This is a genomic window from Pseudomonas sp. GW822-FHT07A10, assembly GCF_058798795.1.
In genome coordinates this window covers 1-17,418 of the sequence record NZ_JBXAKV010000019.1, presented here as the reverse complement: position 1 = coordinate 17,418, position 17,418 = coordinate 1, and the positions used below count along the sequence as shown (strand labels likewise).

The window sequence follows — 17,418 nt, the reverse complement described above, 5'->3', positions numbered from 1 at the left end:
GCGAAAAAAAATCGGCATTATTCTTGGAAATAAGGCCCTGGCAAGGACTGACCCGGCTATTTCTATTGAGTTCATTTCTCAACTGACAATCCAGGATTTACTCTACAGACGGTCAATGCGTATTTTTTTCAGGAACCCGGACGTGACCGACTCAACCGCTGAAACCGAAAGCGCAGCGCAAATCCGACGCACGGCGCTCTACCTGACCCTGGCACAAGTGCCCGAGGGCAAAGTCGTGAGTTACGGTCAGCTCGCCGAGCTGGCGGGACTGGGTCGCGCCGCCCGCTGGGTCGGGCGAACATTGAGCCAACTGCCCGGTGACACTAAATTGCCCTGGCATCGTGTGCTGGGTGCCGGTGGTCGGATCAGTCTGCCCGCAGGCAGCCCTTCAGGGGATGAACAGCGGGCCCGATTGCGCATGGAAGGCATCAGCATTCTGAACAATCGTGTTGATATTCAGCGCCATGGCTGGCGCCCGGTAGAGCACAGCGGTTAGAGTGCGCGCTTTGTTTCCGTAATTCTTGAGGCAGACTCCAGCCCATGCCCCGTAAAACCTGGCGCGCCGCGCTCGCCGCCTATGCCAGCCCCTCGACGCTCGTGCTGTTGCTGCTTGGTTTCGCCGCCGGCCTGCCCTACATGCTGGTGTTTTCGACGCTTTCAGTCTGGCTGCGCGAAGCTGGTGTTGCCCGTGAAACCATCGGCTATGCAAGCCTGATCGGCCTGGCCTACGCCTTTAAATGGGTCTGGTCCCCGCTGCTCGACCAGTGGCGCCTACCCCTGCTCGGCAAGCTTGGCCGACGACGCTCCTGGCTGGTGCTGGCCCAGGCACTGGTGATCCTCGGCCTGATCGGCATGGGTTTCTGCGACCCGCAAAAACACCTCTCCTGGCTGATCGCCATCGCTGTGGTAGTCGCCTTTGCTTCGGCAACGCAAGACATTGCCATCGACGCCTATCGCCTGGAAATCGTCGACGATACCCGCCAGGCTGCACTGGCGGCCAGCTACATGGCCGGTTATCGGGTCGCGGCCCTGCTGGCAACGGCGGGCGCGCTGTTTTTTGCCGAAGGCTTCGGCTCCACCGGTTTCAACTACAAACATGCGGCGTGGACTGGCACCTATCTGCTGTTCGGCATCTTGATGATCCCGGCGCTGCTGACCTCCCTCTTCATGCGCGAACCGCCGGTGCCACTGCGCACTCAGCTTCAGGCCGGACGCTACAGCTTCGTGCACCAGCTGGCGTCGGTGTTCGTGCTGATCGTACTGCTGGTGTCCGTACCGGCCATGTTCACCCAGTTCTACAATACCGACTTCGCCAGCGTGCTATTCAACGGTGTCAGCCTGCTCGACCTGTTGCTCGAAGACCGCGCATTCCTGCGGGCAATCCTCTACACCACGCTCACCGCCCTGTGCTTGTCGGCCATGGGCCGCCGTGGCCTGGCGCCGGTGCTCACGCCGGTCAACGACTTCATTCTGCGTTACCGCTGGCAAGCCCTGCTGCTGCTTGGGCTGATCGCCACCTACCGGATGTCCGATACGGTCATGGGCGTGATGGCCAACGTGTTCTACATCGACCAAGGGTTCACCAAGGATCAGATTGCCAGTGTCAGCAAGATTTTCGGCCTGATCATGACATTGGTCGGCGCCGGCATGGGCGGTTTGCTGATCGTGCGCTTCGGCATTCTGCCCATTCTGTTCATCGGCGGTGCCGCATCGGCGGCCACTAACCTGCTGTTCCTGATGCTCACGGACATGGGCGCCAATCTGCAGATGCTGATCGTCACCATTTCCCTGGACAACTTCAGCTCGGGCCTGGCGACTTCGGCTTTCGTCGCTTACCTGTCGAGCCTGACCAACCTCAAATTCTCCGCGACCCAGTACGCCCTGCTCAGCTCGATCATGCTCTTGTTGCCTCGTCTGATCGGCGGCTATTCAGGGGTCATGGTGGAAAAATTCGGCTACCACAACTTCTTCCTGATCACTGCCCTGCTGGGCGTTCCGACGCTGCTGTTGATCGCCTTGCACTGGTTCCAGGAAAACCGCCGTGCCGGTCCGACCCCGACGCCTGAACCGGCTCAGACCCCGGTCACGGAAGAATCGCAGCCTCTTTGATACAGGTCGCAGAGGGCGAGCAGATTCTCGCCCTCCAGCCACACAGCCGGCCGCACGCCTGTACGCCAGCAGATCTCGCCCGTACAATGCCCCATTACTTCTCGTTATCAGCAACCGACAACGGCCAACCATGCGCACCAGTCAATTTTTGCTCGCCACACAGAAAGAAACGCCTTCCGACGCGGTCGTCATCAGCCATCAGCTGATGCTGCGTGCCGGCATGATCCGCAAACTCGCCTCGGGCCTGTACACCTGGCTGCCGATGGGCTTGCGAGTAATGCGCAAGGTCGAAGCCATCGTGCGTGAAGAAATGAACGCCGCCGGTTCTCTCGAAGTGTTGATGCCGAGCACTCAACCGGCTGAGCTGTGGCAGGAATCGGGTCGCTGGGAAGAGTACGGCCCTGAATTGCTGCGCTTCAAGGATCGCCACGGTCGCGACTTCTGCGCCGGCCCGACTCACGAAGAGGTCATCACCGACCTGATGCGCAACGAGTTGAGCAGCTACAAACAGCTGCCGATCAACCTGTATCAGATCCAGACCAAATTCCGTGACGAAATCCGCCCACGCTTCGGTTTGATGCGTGGCCGCGAATTCATCATGAAGGACGCCTACTCGTTCCATGCCGACCAGGCATCGCTGCAGGTCACCTACGACCGCATGCACCAGGCGTACTGCAACGTGTTCACCCGCCTGGGCCTGAAATTCCGTCCGGTTGAAGCTGACAACGGCTCCATCGGTGGCGCCGGTTCCCACGAGTTCCACGTACTGGCTGAGTCCGGCGAAGACGACATCGTCTTCAGCAACGGTTCCGACTACGCCGCGAACATCGAGAAAGCCGAAGCCGTACCGCGGGAAACCTCTCGTCCACTGCCTGCCGAAGAGCTGCGTCTGGTCGACACGCCGAACGCCAAGACCATTGCGCAACTGGTCGAAGGCTTCAACCTGCCGATCGAAAAAACCATCAAGACCCTGGTGGTGCACGCTGAAGAGAAAGGCAAGCTGATTGCCCTGATCATCCGTGGCGACCACGAACTGAACGAAATCAAGGCCGCCAACCAGCCTGGCGTTGCCAGCCCGCTGGTCATGGCTTCCGAAGCCGAACTGCGCGACGCCATTGGCGCCGGCGCCGGCTCCCTCGGCCCGCTGAACCTGCCGCTGCCGATCATCATCGACCGTTCCGTCGAACTGATGAGCGACTTCGGCATCGGCGCCAACATCGACGACAAGCACTACTTTGGCGTGAACTGGGAGCGCGATCTGCCGGTTCCGACCGTTGCCGACCTGCGCAACGTCGTGGCCGGTGACCCAAGCCCTGACGGCAAAGGCACCCTGGAAATCAAGCGCGGGATCGAAGTCGGGCACATCTTCCAGCTGGGCAACAAGTACAGCAAAGCGATGAAGTGCGAAGTGCTGGGCGAGAACGGCAAACCGGTGACCCTGGAAATGGGCTGCTACGGCATTGGCGTCTCCCGCGTGGTGGCCGCCGCCATCGAACAGAACAACGACGAGAACGGGATCATCTGGAGCGACGCTCTGGCCCCGTTCCAGATTGCTCTGGTACCGCTGCGCTACGAAACCGAACAGGTTCGCGAAGCCACCGACAAGCTCTACGCAGAACTGACTGCCGCCGGTTTCGACGTGCTGCTGGACGACCGCGACAAGAAAACCAGCCCGGGCATCAAGTTCGCGGACATGGAGCTGATCGGCATTCCACACCGGATCGTGGTCAGTGACCGCGGCCTCGCCGACGGCAATCTGGAATACAAGAGCCGTACCGAAGCCGAGGCGCAAGCGCTGCCGGTCGCTGACGTGCTGTCTTTCCTCCAGGCCCGTATCCGCCGCTGACACCAGATAGAGACGTCATGTTCAAGCGAAACACCTTAGGCCTCGGTGGTGCCGCCCTGTGCGGCACCCTGCTGGTCAGCGGCTGTGCCAATCAGATGTCACAACGCAGCGAACACGAGGAGCGGGTCGAGCGTAAGTTGCTCGATCACAGCCTGCAGATCGATGTCGGCGAACCCAAAGTGCTGGAGCTGCCGCAACGCCGGGTGAAAATCCACGAGCAGAAGACCTTCGAAGTCACCGAATTCGAAGTCACACGCCACTATGACCGTTACACGCCTTACCAACCCTGGAGGGAGATCTATGAGATCCCGCTGGGCGCGGTGGCCGTAGTGGCCGGCGTCGGTGCGAACGTGGTCAACGTGTTCGCCCTCGGTAATCTGCCGGACAGCGTGACGAAGGATTGGCTCAGCTATGGTTTTGCCGGGCTCAACCCGTTCATGAACGTGCAGTCTCACGGTCGCGCACAGCAGAACCTGGCGGGCATCGACGAAGTCCAGCGTGACAAGCGCACGGAATACTCGAGCCTGCCCTGGAGCGAGCGTCCGGTGCAGGTCAAGGCCGGCAAGGACACGTTCGAGCTGAGCACCGACCGCAACGGTGTGTTGCGCCTGAACCTGCTGGACAGCCCGTTCGCCGAACATGACCTCAATCATCTGGGCAAGCTGCAGATCAGTGTCGAGGACAACAAAGACGATGTGCACACCGACTCGTCCCTGGCGATCAGCAACAACTTGCGCGGCAAGCTGCTCGAAGCCCATGAGCTGATTTACGACGACCTCGAAGACGACGAAGTAAGCCAGTGGGTGCACCGGGTCAAACGTCTGTCGGAACTGGGCCTGGAAGAAGAAGCCAGCGAACTGGAACAGAGCCTGATCGAACTGACCCGCAACGATCCCGAGTTGCAGGCTGAGTTCCTCAAGTCACTGACCAAGGATGCCGGGCGACTGGTGGCGGATCCGGGGCCGAATTAAGGCCTATTAAAAGATCGCAGCCTTCGACGGCTCCTACATTGGATGGAGTACACCCTGTAGGGGCTGCCGAAGGCTGCGATCTTTTGATTTTAAAATCTCACCGTTCAAACAACTCCAACTGCTCGAACCCGCCCCGCAAATCCTCCAGCCTCACCCCAATCCCCAACAACCGCACCGGTTTCCCGCCGCGATTGAAGGCCTGGGTCAACAACAGCTGATAACTCCCCAGATCCCGCCCTGCCCCGGCCTGCTCCAACGTAGTCTGGGTAAAATCGTGGAACTTCACTTTGACGAACGGTTTGCCCGGGCGATAGCTGCTGTCGATCCGCGCCATTCGGCCATTCAGGGACTCCAGCAGCTCGGGCAATTTATCCAGACAACTCACCAGATCCGGCAGGTCCACGTCATAGGTGTTTTCAACGCTGATCGACTGCCGACGACTGTCGTTGTGCACTAACCGCTCATCGATCCCACGGGCCAGGCTCCAGAGTCGCTCGCCGAAGCTGCCGAATTCACGCACCAGCGCCAATTTGCTCCACTCGCGTAATTGCAGGCAATCGACGATGCCGAGCTTGCCCAGCTTGTCGGCGGTCACTTTGCCAACACCATGCAGTTTGCTCACCGGCAACCCGCTGACGAAGTCTTCCACCTGATCGGGCGTGATCACGAACAAGCCATTGGGCTTCTTCCAGTCGCTGGCGATCTTGGCAAGAAACTTGTTCGGCGCCACGCCGGCCGACACGGTGATGTGCAACTGATTGGACACCCGACGACGAATATCCTGGGCGATTCGCGTGGCGCTGCCGCCAAAATGCGCACTCTCCGACACGTCGAGGTAAGCCTCGTCCAGGGAAAGCGGCTCGATCAGGTCGGTGTAATCGCGAAAGATCGTATGTATTTCCTTCGACGCCTCTCTATAGGCCTCCATGCGCGGCTTGACGATGGTCAGGTCCGGACACAGTTTCAAGGCATGTCCGGAAGACATGGCCGAGCGCACGCCATAAGCCCGCGCTTCATAGTTACAGGTAGCAATCACCCCACGCCGATCCGCCGAGCCACCCACCGCCAAAGGCTTACCGGCCAGGCGTGGGTCGTCACGCATCTCGATGGCGGCGTAGAAGCAGTCACAATCGACGTGGATGATTTTTCGCTGCGTCATATAAAAGCGGTGTTCATGGCGAAGAAATGAAGTATCGGCGTGTCGTACCGGCAGTATCTCACTGACACCTGTATATAGCACCAGTAGTCTGAATCTTCTTTTCAAGCGGTAGGAAAAGTACTGGAGGAATTTATTTTCTCAATCGAAAGCCACCTACCGATAGAGCCGAAAGCCTTGCCCTGCCTGCGTTTCAGCCCGATCCACACCCCACTTTTTCACCTAAGCGATTGAACAGGAACAGATTTTACCGAGATTGAAGGTTGACAGCCCGGCGATCCTCTGTAGAATGCCGACACACAGACGCGGGATGGAGCAGTCTGGTAGCTCGTCGGGCTCATAACCCGAAGGTCGTCGGTTCAAATCCGGCTCCCGCAACCAAACATCGAAAAAGGCTACTCGAAAGAGTGGCCTTTTTTGTGCGCGCCTATTTTATAAAAAATCAGCGTTTCATGCCTTACCGAGCAGAAACGAGAAATCCTTCTGATTCCGAAACTTAGCGTTCCTCGGCGACCGTTCAGCGCTGATTCTTGTTTATTTGACCCATACTTGGATTAACGGTTGACACTCCGGCATTCGCCTGTAGAATGCCGCCACACAGACGCGGGATGGAGCAGTCTGGTAGCTCGTCGGGCTCATAACCCGAAGGTCGTCGGTTCAAATCCGGCTCCCGCAACCAAACATCAAAAAAGGCTACTCGAAAGAGTGGCCTTTTTTGTATCTGTTGAAAAAGTCCTTTCGCAACAATGATCTGTCACTGTGCAGTGAGCCGTTCAGGGTCGCCAGACTGTGAGTTCAGACCTAGGCTGAACCGCAAGGAAAACCCTCGACGACTGGTGATGCGCCATCGCCGATACCCGGTGAGACGCGTTAATATTTGTGATTATTTTTTTCTACAGGGATTGGTAACTTGGCTGGATACCCCCATCCTGTCGCGCACAATCCAAGAGGTGATTGATGCGCGCCAACTCGTCTGATCCACAAGACACCGTCACAGCGACACAACCGATCAAAGCCGAGCGTCTGCGCTTGCTGGATCGAATCAGCAAATACCGTCAACCCATCGGTCTGGCGGTCACTTTGCTGTTGTTCGCCATCGCGCTGATTGCCTGTCGTCACCTGCTGAGCGAACTCGATCTGTACGCACTGCACGACTCGATCCTGGAAGTGCCGAGACCGGCCTTGCTGGGTGCGTTAGGCGCGACCGTCGTCGGCTTCGTCATTCTGCTGGGTTACGAATGGTCGGCCAGCCGTTATGCCGGCGTGACACTGGCGCCGCGAGTCGTGGCGCTAGGGGGCTTCACTGCTTTCGCCATCGGCAATGCCATCGGCCTGTCGCTGCTGTCGGGGGGCTCGGTTCGCTACCGTCTATATGCACGGCATGGCGTGGGGGCTTCGGAAGTCGCGCACATGACGCTGTTTGCCAGCCTCTCGCTCGGCTGTGCCCTCCCGCCCCTGGCCGCCCTCGCCACCCTCAGCAACCTGCCAGCCGCCTCGCTGGCCCTGGGTTTCTCCGAGACGTTGCTGGGTGCGATTGCAGTGGCCGTGCTGCTGCTCGCCACAGTACTGGCGATCGGCATCTACCGCCGTCGCTTGCCGGAACAGCCTTACCCGGACAACCTGCTGGTCAAGGTCGGCCGCCGCACCTTGCGCCTGCCGGGCCGCCGCCTGACCTTCCTGCAACTGGTCATCACCGCCCTGGACGTGGCCGCCGCCGCGACAGTGCTCTATCTGTTACTGCCCGAAGCGCCGCCCTTCGGAGCATTCCTGCTGGTCTATCTATTGGCCCTGGCCGCTGGTGTGCTCAGCCATGTACCCGGCGGTGTCGGGGTGTTCGAAGCGATTTTGCTGGCGGCCTTCGCCGACAAGCTCGGCGCCGCACCACTGGCTGCCGCCCTGCTGCTCTACCGCCTGATCTACGTGATCTTGCCGCTGCTGGTGGCTTGCGTACTGCTGCTGATCAACGAAGGCCAGCGCCTGTTTCAGACACGCCAGACACTACGTGCCGCCTCGGGCCTGGCCGCGCCGATTCTGGCGGTGCTGGTGTTCCTGTCCGGCGTGGTGCTGCTGTTCTCCGGTGTAACACCGGAGATCGATACTCGCCTTGAACACATCGGTTTTCTGATCCCGCATCGACTGGTCGACGCCTCGCACTTCGGCGCCAGCCTGGTGGGCGTGCTCTGCCTGCTGCTGGCTCAGGGCTTGCGTCGCCGCCTGTCGGCCGCGTGGATGCTGACCACTATTCTGTTGTTGGTCGGCGCCGTGCTCTCTCTGCTCAAAGGCTTCGATTGGGAAGAAGCCAGCCTGATGACCCTGACAGCAAGTTTGCTGGGGGTTTTCCGGCGGTCGTTCTACCGCCCCAGCCGCCTGACCGAGCTGCCGTTTTCGCCGCTGTATCTGGTGTCGAGTCTTTGCGTACTCGGCGCCTCGATCTGGTTGCTGCTGTTCGCCTATCAGGACGTTCCGTACAGCCATCAACTCTGGTGGCAGTTCACCCTCGACGCCGACGCCCCGCGAGGTTTGCGTTCGTTGCTGGGTGCCGCGGTGCTGCTGGTGGTGGTATCGCTGACGTGGCTGCTGCGCACCGCGCGTCCGATAATCCATCTGCCAACCTCCGATGAACTGGAGCGCGCGGCAAAGATCCTCATGGCTTCAAACCAACCGGATGGCGGCCTGGCCCTGACCGGTGACAAGGCGCTGCTGTTCCACCCTAACGACGAGGCGTTCCTGATGTACGCCCGCCGTGGCCGCAGCCTGGTAGCGCTGTATGACCCGATCGGCCCGACCCAGCAACGGGCGGAAATGATCTGGCAGTTCCGTGACCTGTGCGATATCCATCACGCCCGCCCTGTGTTTTATCAAGTACGCGCTGAGAACCTGCCGTACTACATGGACATCGGCCTGACCGCGATCAAGCTCGGCGAAGAAGCCCGGGTCGATCTCAAGCGTTTCGATCTCGAAGCCAAAGGCAAAGAGATGAAGGACCTGCGCTACACCTGGAACCGTGGCACCCGTGACGGCCTGTCGCTGGAGATCCATGAGCCGGGACAAGCGCCGATGGACGAGCTCAAGGTGATTTCCGATGCCTGGCTGACCGGCAAGAATGTGCGCGAGAAAGGCTTCTCGCTCGGGCGTTTCAGCGATGACTACCTCAAGCACTTCCGCGTTGCGGTGATTCGTTTCGAAGGGCGCCCGGTGGCGTTCGCCAACCTGCTCGAGACCTACGGCCATGAACTGGCCAGCCTCGACCTGATGCGCGCGCACCCCGACGCCCCTAAGCTGACCATGGAATTCATGATGGTCGGCCTGATTCAACATTATAAAAATCATGGATACGCGCGCTTCAGCCTGGGCATGGTGCCGTTGTCGGGGTTGCAACCCCGGCGCGGCGCACCACTGACCCAGCGCCTGGGCTCGATGGTGTTCCGCCGTGGTGAGCAGCTGTATAACTTCCAAGGTTTGCGCCGCTTCAAAGACAAGTTCCAGCCTGACTGGGAACCCCGTTATATGGCCGTGCCCGCCGGACTCGATCCGCTGGTGGCCCTGGCCGACACTGCCGCCCTGATTGCGGGCGGCTTGACTGGATTGGTGAAACGCTGATGATTCAACGCTCCCTGCGGTACGTACTGGCCACACTGGTAGTGCTGGCCCTGATTGTCGGTGGCGGTTACTGGTACCTCAAACGCCCGGCGCCAGAACCGACCCTTGAACTGCTGACGCCGGCCGATGGCGCCGTGATGACCCGCGTCATCCCCGGCACCACGCCGCGCGCGCAGGTGCTGGTGGCGGTCAATGAAGAGCAGAAGCTCAGCGATAAACAATTGATGACCCTGAGCCGCAGCGGCTCGGCGCAGATCGTCCAAGTGATCCTGCCCAAGGACTGCATCCAACAAAGTCGTGCCCTGCAAGCAGGCCTCAGAGAACTCAAAGGCCCGGCAACCCTGGTCAGCGGTATCGGCCCTGGCGCGGTGCTGGCGTGGCGCTGGCTGTCCGAGCAGAAGGACGACAAGGCCCAGGCCATTTCGGTTGACCTGGCCCTGGAAAAACCCGGCTGCACCCACCTGTTGCCAAAAAGTGCTGCCCACGGTCACTGGCTGGTGGCCTGGAACGACAACCCGGACGACACCAGCGCCGGCTTCGTGCGTGACCAGCCCAACGCCGAAACCAGCATCAGCGACTACGACATCAACCTGCCGCAAGTGCTGAACAACGAACTGCGCAAAACCCTCGTCGGTGGCGATAAAGCCGCCGGCGGCCTGCAGATTCCGGTGGTCGAAGTGCCGGCCGGCCAGGCCAAGGACACCGTCACCCTGTTCCTCTCCGGCGACGGCGGCTGGCGCGACCTGGACCGCGACGTGGCCGGCGAGATGGCCAAGATCGGCTACCCGGTGGTCGGCATCGACACCCTGCGCTACTACTGGCAGCACAAGAGCCCGGAACAAAGCGCCCTGGACCTGACCGAACTGATGCAGCACTACCGGCAGAAATGGGGCACCAAGCGCTTCATCCTGACCGGCTACTCATTCGGCGCCGACGTTCTGCCAGCCATCTACAACCGCCTGCCGGAAGCCGAACAGCAGCGGGTCGACGCAATCATCCTGCTGGCCTTCGCCCGCACCGGCAGCTTCGAGATCGAAGTCGAAGGCTGGCTCGGCAACGCCGGCAAAGAAGCCGCCACCGGCCCGGAAATGGCCAAGCTGCCGCCGGCGAAAGTAGTGTGCATCTACGGCGAGGAAGAAGTCGACGAGAGCGGCTGCACCGACAAGACCGCCGTGGGCGAAGCGATGAAACTGCCTGGCGGCCATCACTTCGACGAGAACTACCCGGCGTTGGCCCAGCGGTTGGTGGATGCGATCGTGAAGCGTCAAACGAAGGAGACGGCGGCTCAGGAGTGATCTGAGTCCCCGGACACAAAAAAGCCCCCGACACCTTATGGTTGCGGGGGCTTTTTCATTAGCACGCAATTTAACCGCACCACAGGGGGCTGCGCTGAACTCAGATAAATGGGGACATGTTTAGTCTCGTTTACAGAAGGTGTCACAATATCGGATGACGCCCGCAGACCTTGTAGGCAAACTCCGAATCTCGCTTTTTGGGCACTTTGCCGCCTTGTTGCGTTTTTCTTCGACGGGATACTCTCCGGACGTCGCTGACCATTCAGCGATCGGGCTTGGAAACCCGTCGAGTTAAGTGCAACAGCGCCCCCCATCAGTACGGCAGCGGTTTTTACAGCTGCGATCCTGTTATGGCGGCTGTGCGTGGGACGCCTTCGGGTGTGCCGGTTCCTTAGCTCCCGGTTTTCCAACCTACGTACAGCTGCCACCCATTCGCTTGGAAACGAACGTGGCCGCTGCTCCCTCGGGTTAAGGAGTTAGACATGAACAAAACAGATTCAAGCGCGATTTCAGAACTAAAAACCCTCGGCTTCACGCCACTGATCTACTGCTCGGATCAGGCGCTATTCAACGTCCGCGCCGGCGTCCCCATTGTTGATGCCTTGTCACAAGCCTCCGACCTGCTGTTCCTCGTCAGATCATTTACCGAGGATGCAGCCTACGCAAAAGACACCGACCGCCACGCCTGGGCCGCGCATTACCTGACGGCGATGAGTAAGGCGGTGATTGATGATGTGGTGAAGGTGCTGACCCCGCGACCCGCCCGAACAAAGACCGAATCCGAAGAAGAGCGGCCTGAAAGCAAGTAAAGGCACAGACACAAAAAAGCCCCCGCTACCTTCATGGCAACGGGGGCTTTTTCATGGGGGCTTACATCTCGACCTGGGTACCTAGTTCAATCACCCGGTTCAGCGGCAGATTGAAGAAACGCAGGTTGCCATTGGCGTTTTTCAGCATGAAGGCGAACAACGCCTCGCGCCAACGGGCCATGCCTTCGAGCTTGGAGGCGATGACCGTCTCGCGGCTGAGGAAGTACGTGGTGCGCATCGGGCTGAAGTCCAGGTCATCGAGATGACACAGTTTCAGCGCTTGCGGCACGTCCGGCTCGTCGGTGAAACCGAAGTGCAGGATGACCCGGAAGAAGCCTTCGCCGTAGGAATCAACCTCGAAACGCCGTTGCGGCGGTACGCGCGGGATGTCTTCGTACACCACTGTCAGCAACACCACTTGCTCGTGCAGCACCTGGTTATGCAGCAGGTTGTGCAACAGCGCGTGGGGCACGGCATCCGGGCGAGCGGTAAGGAACACAGCGGTGCCCTGGACCCGATGTGGCGGTTGCACGCGGATACTGCTGATGAAGATCGGCAGCGGCAACCCGCCTTCGTCCAGGCGATCCACCAGCAGTTGCTTGCCGCGTTTCCAGGTGGTCATCAGGACGAACAGTGCGATACCGGCGATCACCGGGAATGCACCACCCTGAACGATTTTTGGCACGTTGGCGGCGAAGTACAGACCGTCCACCAACAGGAAACCGAGCAATACCGGGACCGCAAGAACCGGTGGCCACTTCCACAGCAGCAGCATCACCGCCGACACCAGAATCGTGGTCATCAGCATGGTCCCGGTCACCGCCACGCCGTAGGCCGAGGCCAGGGCACCGGAGGACTCGAAGCCCAGTACCAGCAGGATCACGCCGACCATTAGCGCCCAGTTCACCGCGCCGATATAAATCTGCCCTTGTTCGGCACTGGAGGTGTGCTGAATGCGCATGCGCGGAATGTAGCCGAGCTGGATCGCCTGGCGGGTCAGGGAGAATGCACCGGAGATGACCGCTTGCGAGGCAATCACCGTGGCCATGGTCGACAACGCGACCAACGGGATCAGCGCCCAGCTTGGCGCCAGCAGATAGAACGGGTTGCGGGCCGCTTCCGGATCACCGAGCAGCAATGCGCCCTGACCGAAGTAGTTCAGCACCAGTGCGGGCAACACCAGGATGAACCAGGCCCGAGCGATCGGCTTGCGCCCGAAGTGGCCCATGTCCGCGTACAGCGCCTCGGCACCGGTCAACGCCAGCACCACGGCGCCAAGAATCGTGATCCCCATGCCTGGATGGTCCATGAAGAAGCGTACGCCCCACACCGGGTTTATCGCTTGCAACACTTCCGGGTGTTGGTTGATGCCGTACACGCCCAGCGCGCCGAGTACCAGAAACCAGGTGACCATGATCGGCCCGAACAGAATGCCGATCCGGGCCGTACCATGACGCTGGATCAGAAACAGCGCCACCAGCACGATCAACGACAACGGCACCACCCAATGGTCGATGCCTTCGAAGGCCAGCCCCAGCCCTTCGATCGCCGAAAGAACGGAAATCGCCGGGGTGATCATGCTGTCGCCGTAGAACAGCGCCGTGCCGATCAGCCCGCAGACCACCAGCAGCGTGCGCAATTTCGCATGCCCCCCCGCCGCTCGTCGTGCCAGCGCGGTCAAGGCCATGATCCCGCCTTCGCCCTGGTTGTCGGCACGCAGCACGAACATCATGTATTTGATCGACACGACCCAGATCAGCGACCAGAAGATCAGCGCCAGAATGCCCAGCACGCCGTCATGGTTGACGGGCACGCCATAGCCACCGGAAAACACTTCTTTGAGGGTGTACAACGGGCTCGTGCCGATGTCGCCATAAACCACTCCGACCGCCGCAACCAGCATGCTGATCGGCTTCGCCGCCGAATGTCCGCCGGCTATCGCCTGACTACTTGCCTGCCCCATCCATCACTCCTACTACTCAGATCCGGGCTTCTTCAAAGAAGCACTATGATTTGTGGTGCAGCATGCACTGTTTTACTTGTTGTTACAGACGATTTATTGACTGTAAAAAATCGGTAAAGCGTAAAGGCGCGAAGCATAGCGCAGCACTCGTCGTATTTCCCTGCATAAAGCTGGTCAAGTGCGCCGCCCATCGTTAGAATTGCGCACTTTTTGACCAGAGGGTGCAACATAGCGCCCGTCTGTCGCCTTGCCGTCATCGGCTGGAGGCGTCACAAATACCGAGGTTAGACATGTCCACCACTCCTGCGCCGGCCAATCCAAAGGTTGGCTTCGTATCCCTGGGTTGCCCGAAAGCACTGGTCGACTCCGAGCGCATCCTTACCCAGCTGCGCATGGAAGGCTATGACGTTGTGTCCACTTATCAGGACGCCGACGTCGTGGTGGTCAACACCTGCGGCTTCATCGACTCGGCCAAGGCTGAGTCCCTGGAAGTGATCGGCGAAGCCATCAAGGAAAACGGCAAGGTCATTGTGACCGGCTGCATGGGCGTCGAAGAAGGCAATATCCGTAACGTGCACCCGAGTGTGCTGGCCGTGACCGGTCCGCAGCAGTACGAGCAAGTGGTCAACGCCGTGCACGACGTCGTGCCGCCGCGTCAGGATCACAACCCGCTGATCGACCTGGTGCCGCCGCAAGGGATCAAACTGACCCCGCGCCACTACGCCTACCTGAAGATTTCCGAAGGCTGCAACCACAGCTGCAGCTTCTGCATCATCCCGTCGATGCGCGGCAAACTGGTCAGCCGCCCGGTCGGTGACGTGCTCGACGAGGCCCAGCGCCTGGTCAAGTCCGGCGTCAAAGAGCTGCTGGTGATTTCCCAGGACACCAGTGCCTATGGCGTCGACGTGAAATACCGCACCGGTTTCTGGAACGGCGCGCCGGTGAAAACCCGCATGACCGAACTCTGCGAAGCCCTGAGCACCCTCGGCGTCTGGGTTCGCCTGCACTACGTTTATCCGTACCCGCACGTCGACGAGCTGATCCCGCTGATGGCCGCCGGGAAAATCCTGCCGTACCTGGACATCCCGTTCCAGCACGCCAGCCCGAAAGTCCTCAAAGCCATGAAACGCCCGGCCTTCGAAGACAAGACCCTGGCGCGGATCAAGAACTGGCGCGAGATCTGCCCGGACCTGATCATCCGTTCGACCTTCATCGTCGGCTTCCCCGGCGAAACCGAAGAAGACTTCCAGTACCTGCTGAACTGGCTGACCGAAGCCCAACTGGACCGCGTCGGCTGCTTCCAGTACTCGCCGGTCGAAGGCGCACCGGCCAACGATCTGGACCTGGAAATTGTTCCGGACGACGTCAAGCAAGACCGTTGGGATCGCTTCATGGCGCACCAGCAGGCCATCAGCTCGGCACGCCTGCAAATGCGCATCGGCCGTGAGATCGAAGTGCTGGTGGACGAAGTCGACGAGCAAGGCGCGGTCGGCCGCTGCTTCTTCGATGCCCCGGAAATCGACGGCAACGTGTTCATCGACAACGGCAGCAACCTGAAGCCGGGCGACAAGGTCTGGTGCAAAGTGACTGACGCCGACGAATACGACCTGTGGGCTGAACAGATCTAAACGCAAAAAATACGAAAAGCCCCGCTCTCTTGACGAGATGCGGGGCTTTTTTACGTCTATCTTTTTGTGGGAGAAAAAACTCGCAGCCTTACGGGAACGGCTCTTAACAGAAGGAGCAAGCGGCCATGCGCCAACATTCGGTCATTTACACACCGAAACAGAGCGACTACGAAGAACTCACCCACGTGTGGGAGGCCTCGGTGCGCGCTACCCATGACTTTCTGCCCGACAGCTACATCGAACTGCTGAAGAACCTGGTCCTGACCCGCTACCTCGACGCCGTCATGCTGATCTGCACCAAGGACTCGCGCCAGCGCATCACCGGGTTCGCTGGCGTGGCGGCGGGCAAGATCGAAATGCTGTTCATCGATCCGGATCACCGTGGCCAAGGCCTGGGCAAGCAATTACTGCGCTACGCCCTGGAACACCTGAACGCCGATGAGCTGGACGTCAACGAGCAGAACCCACAGGCCCTGGGTTTTTACTTCAAGCAGGGCTTCGAGGTGATTGGTCGTTCCGAGCATGACGGTATGGGCCAGCCCTATCCGTTGCTGCACATGCGTTTGCGCCAGGGCCAGCAACTGGCGCGCAATGGCTGACCACCATGGCGCCATGTGGGAACGGGCTTGCTCGCTCCCACATTAAAAACACATGAGGCAAATGGACCCGCGATTAACCGGCGCCAGGCAGGTACAATGCCCCCCCCTTTTTTGTTACGGCCCTGTCATGACTGACCCGATTCGTCTCTCCAAACGCCTCATCGAACTCGTCGGCTGCTCCCGTCGGGAGGCTGAGCTGTTCATCGAGGGCGGCTGGGTCACCGTCGATGGTGAAGTCATCGACGAGCCGCAGTTCAAGGTCGACACCCAGAAAGTCGAGCTCGACCCAGAGGCCAAGGCCACTGCGCCGGAGCCGGTGACCATCCTGATGAACGTCCCGGCGGGCATGGACGCGGACAGCGCCATGGCGACCCTCAGCGCCGCGACCCTGAGCGAAGAACACCGCTACGGCAAACGTCCGCTCAAGGGCCACTTCCTGCGCCTGACCGCCAGCGCCGACCTGCAGGCCAACGCCAGCGGTCTGCTGGTGTTCACCCAGGACTGGAAGATTCTGCGCAAGCTCACCGCCGATGCCAGCAAGATCGAGCAGGAATATGTGGTCGAGGTCGAAGGCGACATGGTGGCTCACGGCCTCAACCGCCTGAACCACGGCCTGACGTACAAGGGCAAGGAACTGCCGCCGGTCAAGGCCAGCTGGCAGAACGAAAACCGTCTGCGCTTTGCCATGAAAAACCCACAACCGGGCGTGATCGCCCTGTTCTGCCAGGCCGTCGGCCTGAAGGTCGTCGCCATCCGCCGCATCCGCATCGGCGGTGTGTCCATCGGCAAAGTGCCGTTGGGGCAATGGCGCTACCTGTCCGGCAAAGAGAAGTTCTAAGGCTTTTCCCGCCGCCATACATTTCGGCGCCGCAGCTTCATGCGGCGCCCACAGCGAAATATCAGGACTGCACACATGATTCATAACGACGTACTGCGCAGCGTGCGCTACATGCTCGACATCAGCGACAAGAAAGTCATCGAGATCATCAAGCTCGGTGGCATGGACGTCACGCTGGAAGACCTGGTGACGTACCTCGACAAGAAAGAAGAAGACGAGGAAGGTTTCGTACGCTGCCCGGACGAAGTCATGGCGCATTTCCTCGATGGCCTGGTGATCTTCAAGCGTGGCAAGGACGAAAGCCGTCCACCGCAGCCGATCGAAGTGCCGGTGACCAACAACATCATCCTGAAGAAATTGCGTGTCGCCTTCGAACTGAAGGAAGACGACATGCACGCGATCCTCAAGGCCGCCGAGTTCCCGGTATCCAAGCCTGAGCTGAGTGCGCTGTTCCGCAAATTCGGCCACACCAACTACCGCCCGTGCGGCGATCAATTGCTGCGCAACTTCCTCAAGGGCCTGACCCTGCGCGTGCGCCCGCAGTAAACCGCGCAGCGCGCCCTGTAGGAGCCGGCTTGCTGGCGATGGCGATCTTGAGAACGCC

General features: G+C 60.1%; 13 protein-coding genes and 2 tRNA genes. 13 read left to right on the top strand and 2 right to left on the bottom strand.

Features of this window, described 5'->3' with window-relative positions; all coding sequences use genetic code 11:
* Positions 1-115: 115 nt before the first annotated feature.
* The 4 genes from AC1RL4_RS25555 (at position 116) to AC1RL4_RS25540 (ending at position 4,926) form a co-directional block, all read left to right on the top strand.
* On the top strand, positions 116-496 hold the full coding sequence (locus tag AC1RL4_RS25555; RefSeq protein ID WP_230175526.1) for an MGMT family protein: 381 nt from the start codon (positions 116-118) through the stop codon (positions 494-496).
* Between the two features lie 44 nt (positions 497-540).
* Positions 541-2,109, top strand: a complete 1,569-nt coding sequence (locus tag AC1RL4_RS25550; RefSeq protein ID WP_096479615.1) for an AmpG family muropeptide MFS transporter — start codon at positions 541-543, stop codon at positions 2,107-2,109.
* A gap of 130 nt (positions 2,110-2,239) precedes the next feature.
* The gene (locus AC1RL4_RS25545) at positions 2,240-3,955 is read left to right on the top strand and encodes a proline--tRNA ligase (RefSeq protein WP_019580970.1); all 1,716 of its coding nucleotides are present in this window, start codon (positions 2,240-2,242) and stop codon (positions 3,953-3,955) included.
* A 17-nt stretch (positions 3,956-3,972) separates the two neighbouring features.
* Complete coding sequence (locus AC1RL4_RS25540) at positions 3,973-4,926, top strand: hypothetical protein (protein WP_019580971.1); 954 nt, start codon at positions 3,973-3,975, stop codon at positions 4,924-4,926.
* 97 nt (positions 4,927-5,023) lie between these two features.
* On the opposite strand, the gene dinB is transcribed toward AC1RL4_RS25540, so the two are convergent.
* Complete coding sequence (gene dinB, locus AC1RL4_RS25535; RefSeq protein WP_019580972.1) at positions 5,024-6,085, bottom strand: DNA polymerase IV; 1,062 nt, start codon at positions 6,083-6,085, stop codon at positions 5,024-5,026.
* Between the two features lie 301 nt (positions 6,086-6,386).
* Between dinB and AC1RL4_RS25530 the strand changes: the two genes are divergently transcribed.
* The 5 genes from AC1RL4_RS25530 to AC1RL4_RS25510 all read left to right on the top strand — a co-directional run bounded on the left by AC1RL4_RS25530 (position 6,387) and on the right by AC1RL4_RS25510 (position 11,786).
* Positions 6,387-6,463 (top strand) — tRNA-Met (locus AC1RL4_RS25530).
* Between the two features lie 221 nt (positions 6,464-6,684).
* A tRNA-Met gene (locus AC1RL4_RS25525) sits at positions 6,685-6,761 on the top strand.
* 278 nt (positions 6,762-7,039) lie between these two features.
* Positions 7,040-9,682 (top strand): bifunctional lysylphosphatidylglycerol flippase/synthetase MprF, encoded by a 2,643-nt coding sequence (gene mprF, locus AC1RL4_RS25520; protein WP_019580973.1) that lies wholly within the window; start codon positions 7,040-7,042, stop codon positions 9,680-9,682.
* Positions 9,682-10,977: a virulence factor family protein gene (locus AC1RL4_RS25515; RefSeq protein WP_019580974.1), complete on the top strand. Its 1,296-nt coding sequence runs from the start codon at positions 9,682-9,684 to the stop codon at positions 10,975-10,977. The genes mprF and AC1RL4_RS25515 overlap by 1 nt, the downstream gene beginning before the upstream one ends.
* A 482-nt stretch (positions 10,978-11,459) precedes the next feature.
* Entirely contained in the window at positions 11,460-11,786 is a 327-nt protein-coding gene (locus AC1RL4_RS25510; protein WP_019580975.1) for a DUF3077 domain-containing protein, read from the top strand.
* Positions 11,787-11,847: 61 nt separating this feature from the next.
* On the opposite strand, the gene AC1RL4_RS25505 is transcribed toward AC1RL4_RS25510, so the two are convergent.
* On the bottom strand, positions 11,848-13,749 hold the full coding sequence (locus AC1RL4_RS25505; protein ID WP_019580976.1) for a potassium transporter Kup: 1,902 nt from the start codon (positions 13,747-13,749) through the stop codon (positions 11,848-11,850).
* A gap of 290 nt (positions 13,750-14,039) precedes the next feature.
* Between AC1RL4_RS25505 and rimO the strand changes: the two genes are divergently transcribed.
* The 4 genes from rimO to AC1RL4_RS25485 all read left to right on the top strand — a co-directional run bounded on the left by rimO (position 14,040) and on the right by AC1RL4_RS25485 (position 17,360).
* Complete coding sequence (rimO, locus tag AC1RL4_RS25500; protein WP_018926946.1) at positions 14,040-15,377, top strand: 30S ribosomal protein S12 methylthiotransferase RimO; 1,338 nt, start codon at positions 14,040-14,042, stop codon at positions 15,375-15,377.
* Positions 15,378-15,502: 125 nt separating this feature from the next.
* Positions 15,503-15,976 (top strand): GNAT family N-acetyltransferase, encoded by a 474-nt coding sequence (locus AC1RL4_RS25495; RefSeq protein ID WP_028939229.1) that lies wholly within the window; start codon positions 15,503-15,505, stop codon positions 15,974-15,976.
* A 127-nt stretch (positions 15,977-16,103) separates the two neighbouring features.
* Positions 16,104-16,814: an rRNA pseudouridine synthase gene (locus tag AC1RL4_RS25490; protein ID WP_019580978.1), complete on the top strand. Its 711-nt coding sequence runs from the start codon at positions 16,104-16,106 to the stop codon at positions 16,812-16,814.
* A gap of 75 nt (positions 16,815-16,889) precedes the next feature.
* Positions 16,890-17,360 carry a YehS family protein gene (locus tag AC1RL4_RS25485; RefSeq protein WP_018926949.1) on the top strand — a complete coding sequence of 157 codons (471 nt, stop codon included), beginning with the start codon at positions 16,890-16,892 and terminating at the stop codon, positions 17,358-17,360.
* Positions 17,361-17,418 lie beyond the last annotated feature (58 nt).

What these genes read in the sequence shown, in the direction of transcription:
- AC1RL4_RS25555 (WP_230175526.1), top strand. Translation starts at nt 116, where the DNA reads ATGCGTATTTTTTTCAGGAACCCGGACGTGACCGACTCAACCGCTGAA.
- AC1RL4_RS25550 (WP_096479615.1), top strand. Translation starts at nt 541, where the DNA reads ATGCCCCGTAAAACCTGGCGCGCCGCGCTCGCCGCCTATGCCAGCCCC.
- AC1RL4_RS25545 (WP_019580970.1), top strand. Translation starts at nt 2,240, where the DNA reads ATGCGCACCAGTCAATTTTTGCTCGCCACACAGAAAGAAACGCCTTCC.
- AC1RL4_RS25540 (WP_019580971.1), top strand. Translation starts at nt 3,973, where the DNA reads ATGTTCAAGCGAAACACCTTAGGCCTCGGTGGTGCCGCCCTGTGCGGC.
- dinB (WP_019580972.1), bottom strand. Translation starts at nt 6,085, where the DNA reads ATGACGCAGCGAAAAATCATCCACGTCGATTGTGACTGCTTCTACGCC.
- mprF (WP_019580973.1), top strand. Translation starts at nt 7,040, where the DNA reads ATGCGCGCCAACTCGTCTGATCCACAAGACACCGTCACAGCGACACAA.
- AC1RL4_RS25515 (WP_019580974.1), top strand. Translation starts at nt 9,682, where the DNA reads ATGATTCAACGCTCCCTGCGGTACGTACTGGCCACACTGGTAGTGCTG.
- AC1RL4_RS25510 (WP_019580975.1), top strand. Translation starts at nt 11,460, where the DNA reads ATGAACAAAACAGATTCAAGCGCGATTTCAGAACTAAAAACCCTCGGC.
- AC1RL4_RS25505 (WP_019580976.1), bottom strand. Translation starts at nt 13,749, where the DNA reads ATGGGGCAGGCAAGTAGTCAGGCGATAGCCGGCGGACATTCGGCGGCG.
- rimO (WP_018926946.1), top strand. Translation starts at nt 14,040, where the DNA reads ATGTCCACCACTCCTGCGCCGGCCAATCCAAAGGTTGGCTTCGTATCC.
- AC1RL4_RS25495 (WP_028939229.1), top strand. Translation starts at nt 15,503, where the DNA reads ATGCGCCAACATTCGGTCATTTACACACCGAAACAGAGCGACTACGAA.
- AC1RL4_RS25490 (WP_019580978.1), top strand. Translation starts at nt 16,104, where the DNA reads ATGACTGACCCGATTCGTCTCTCCAAACGCCTCATCGAACTCGTCGGC.
- AC1RL4_RS25485 (WP_018926949.1), top strand. Translation starts at nt 16,890, where the DNA reads ATGATTCATAACGACGTACTGCGCAGCGTGCGCTACATGCTCGACATC.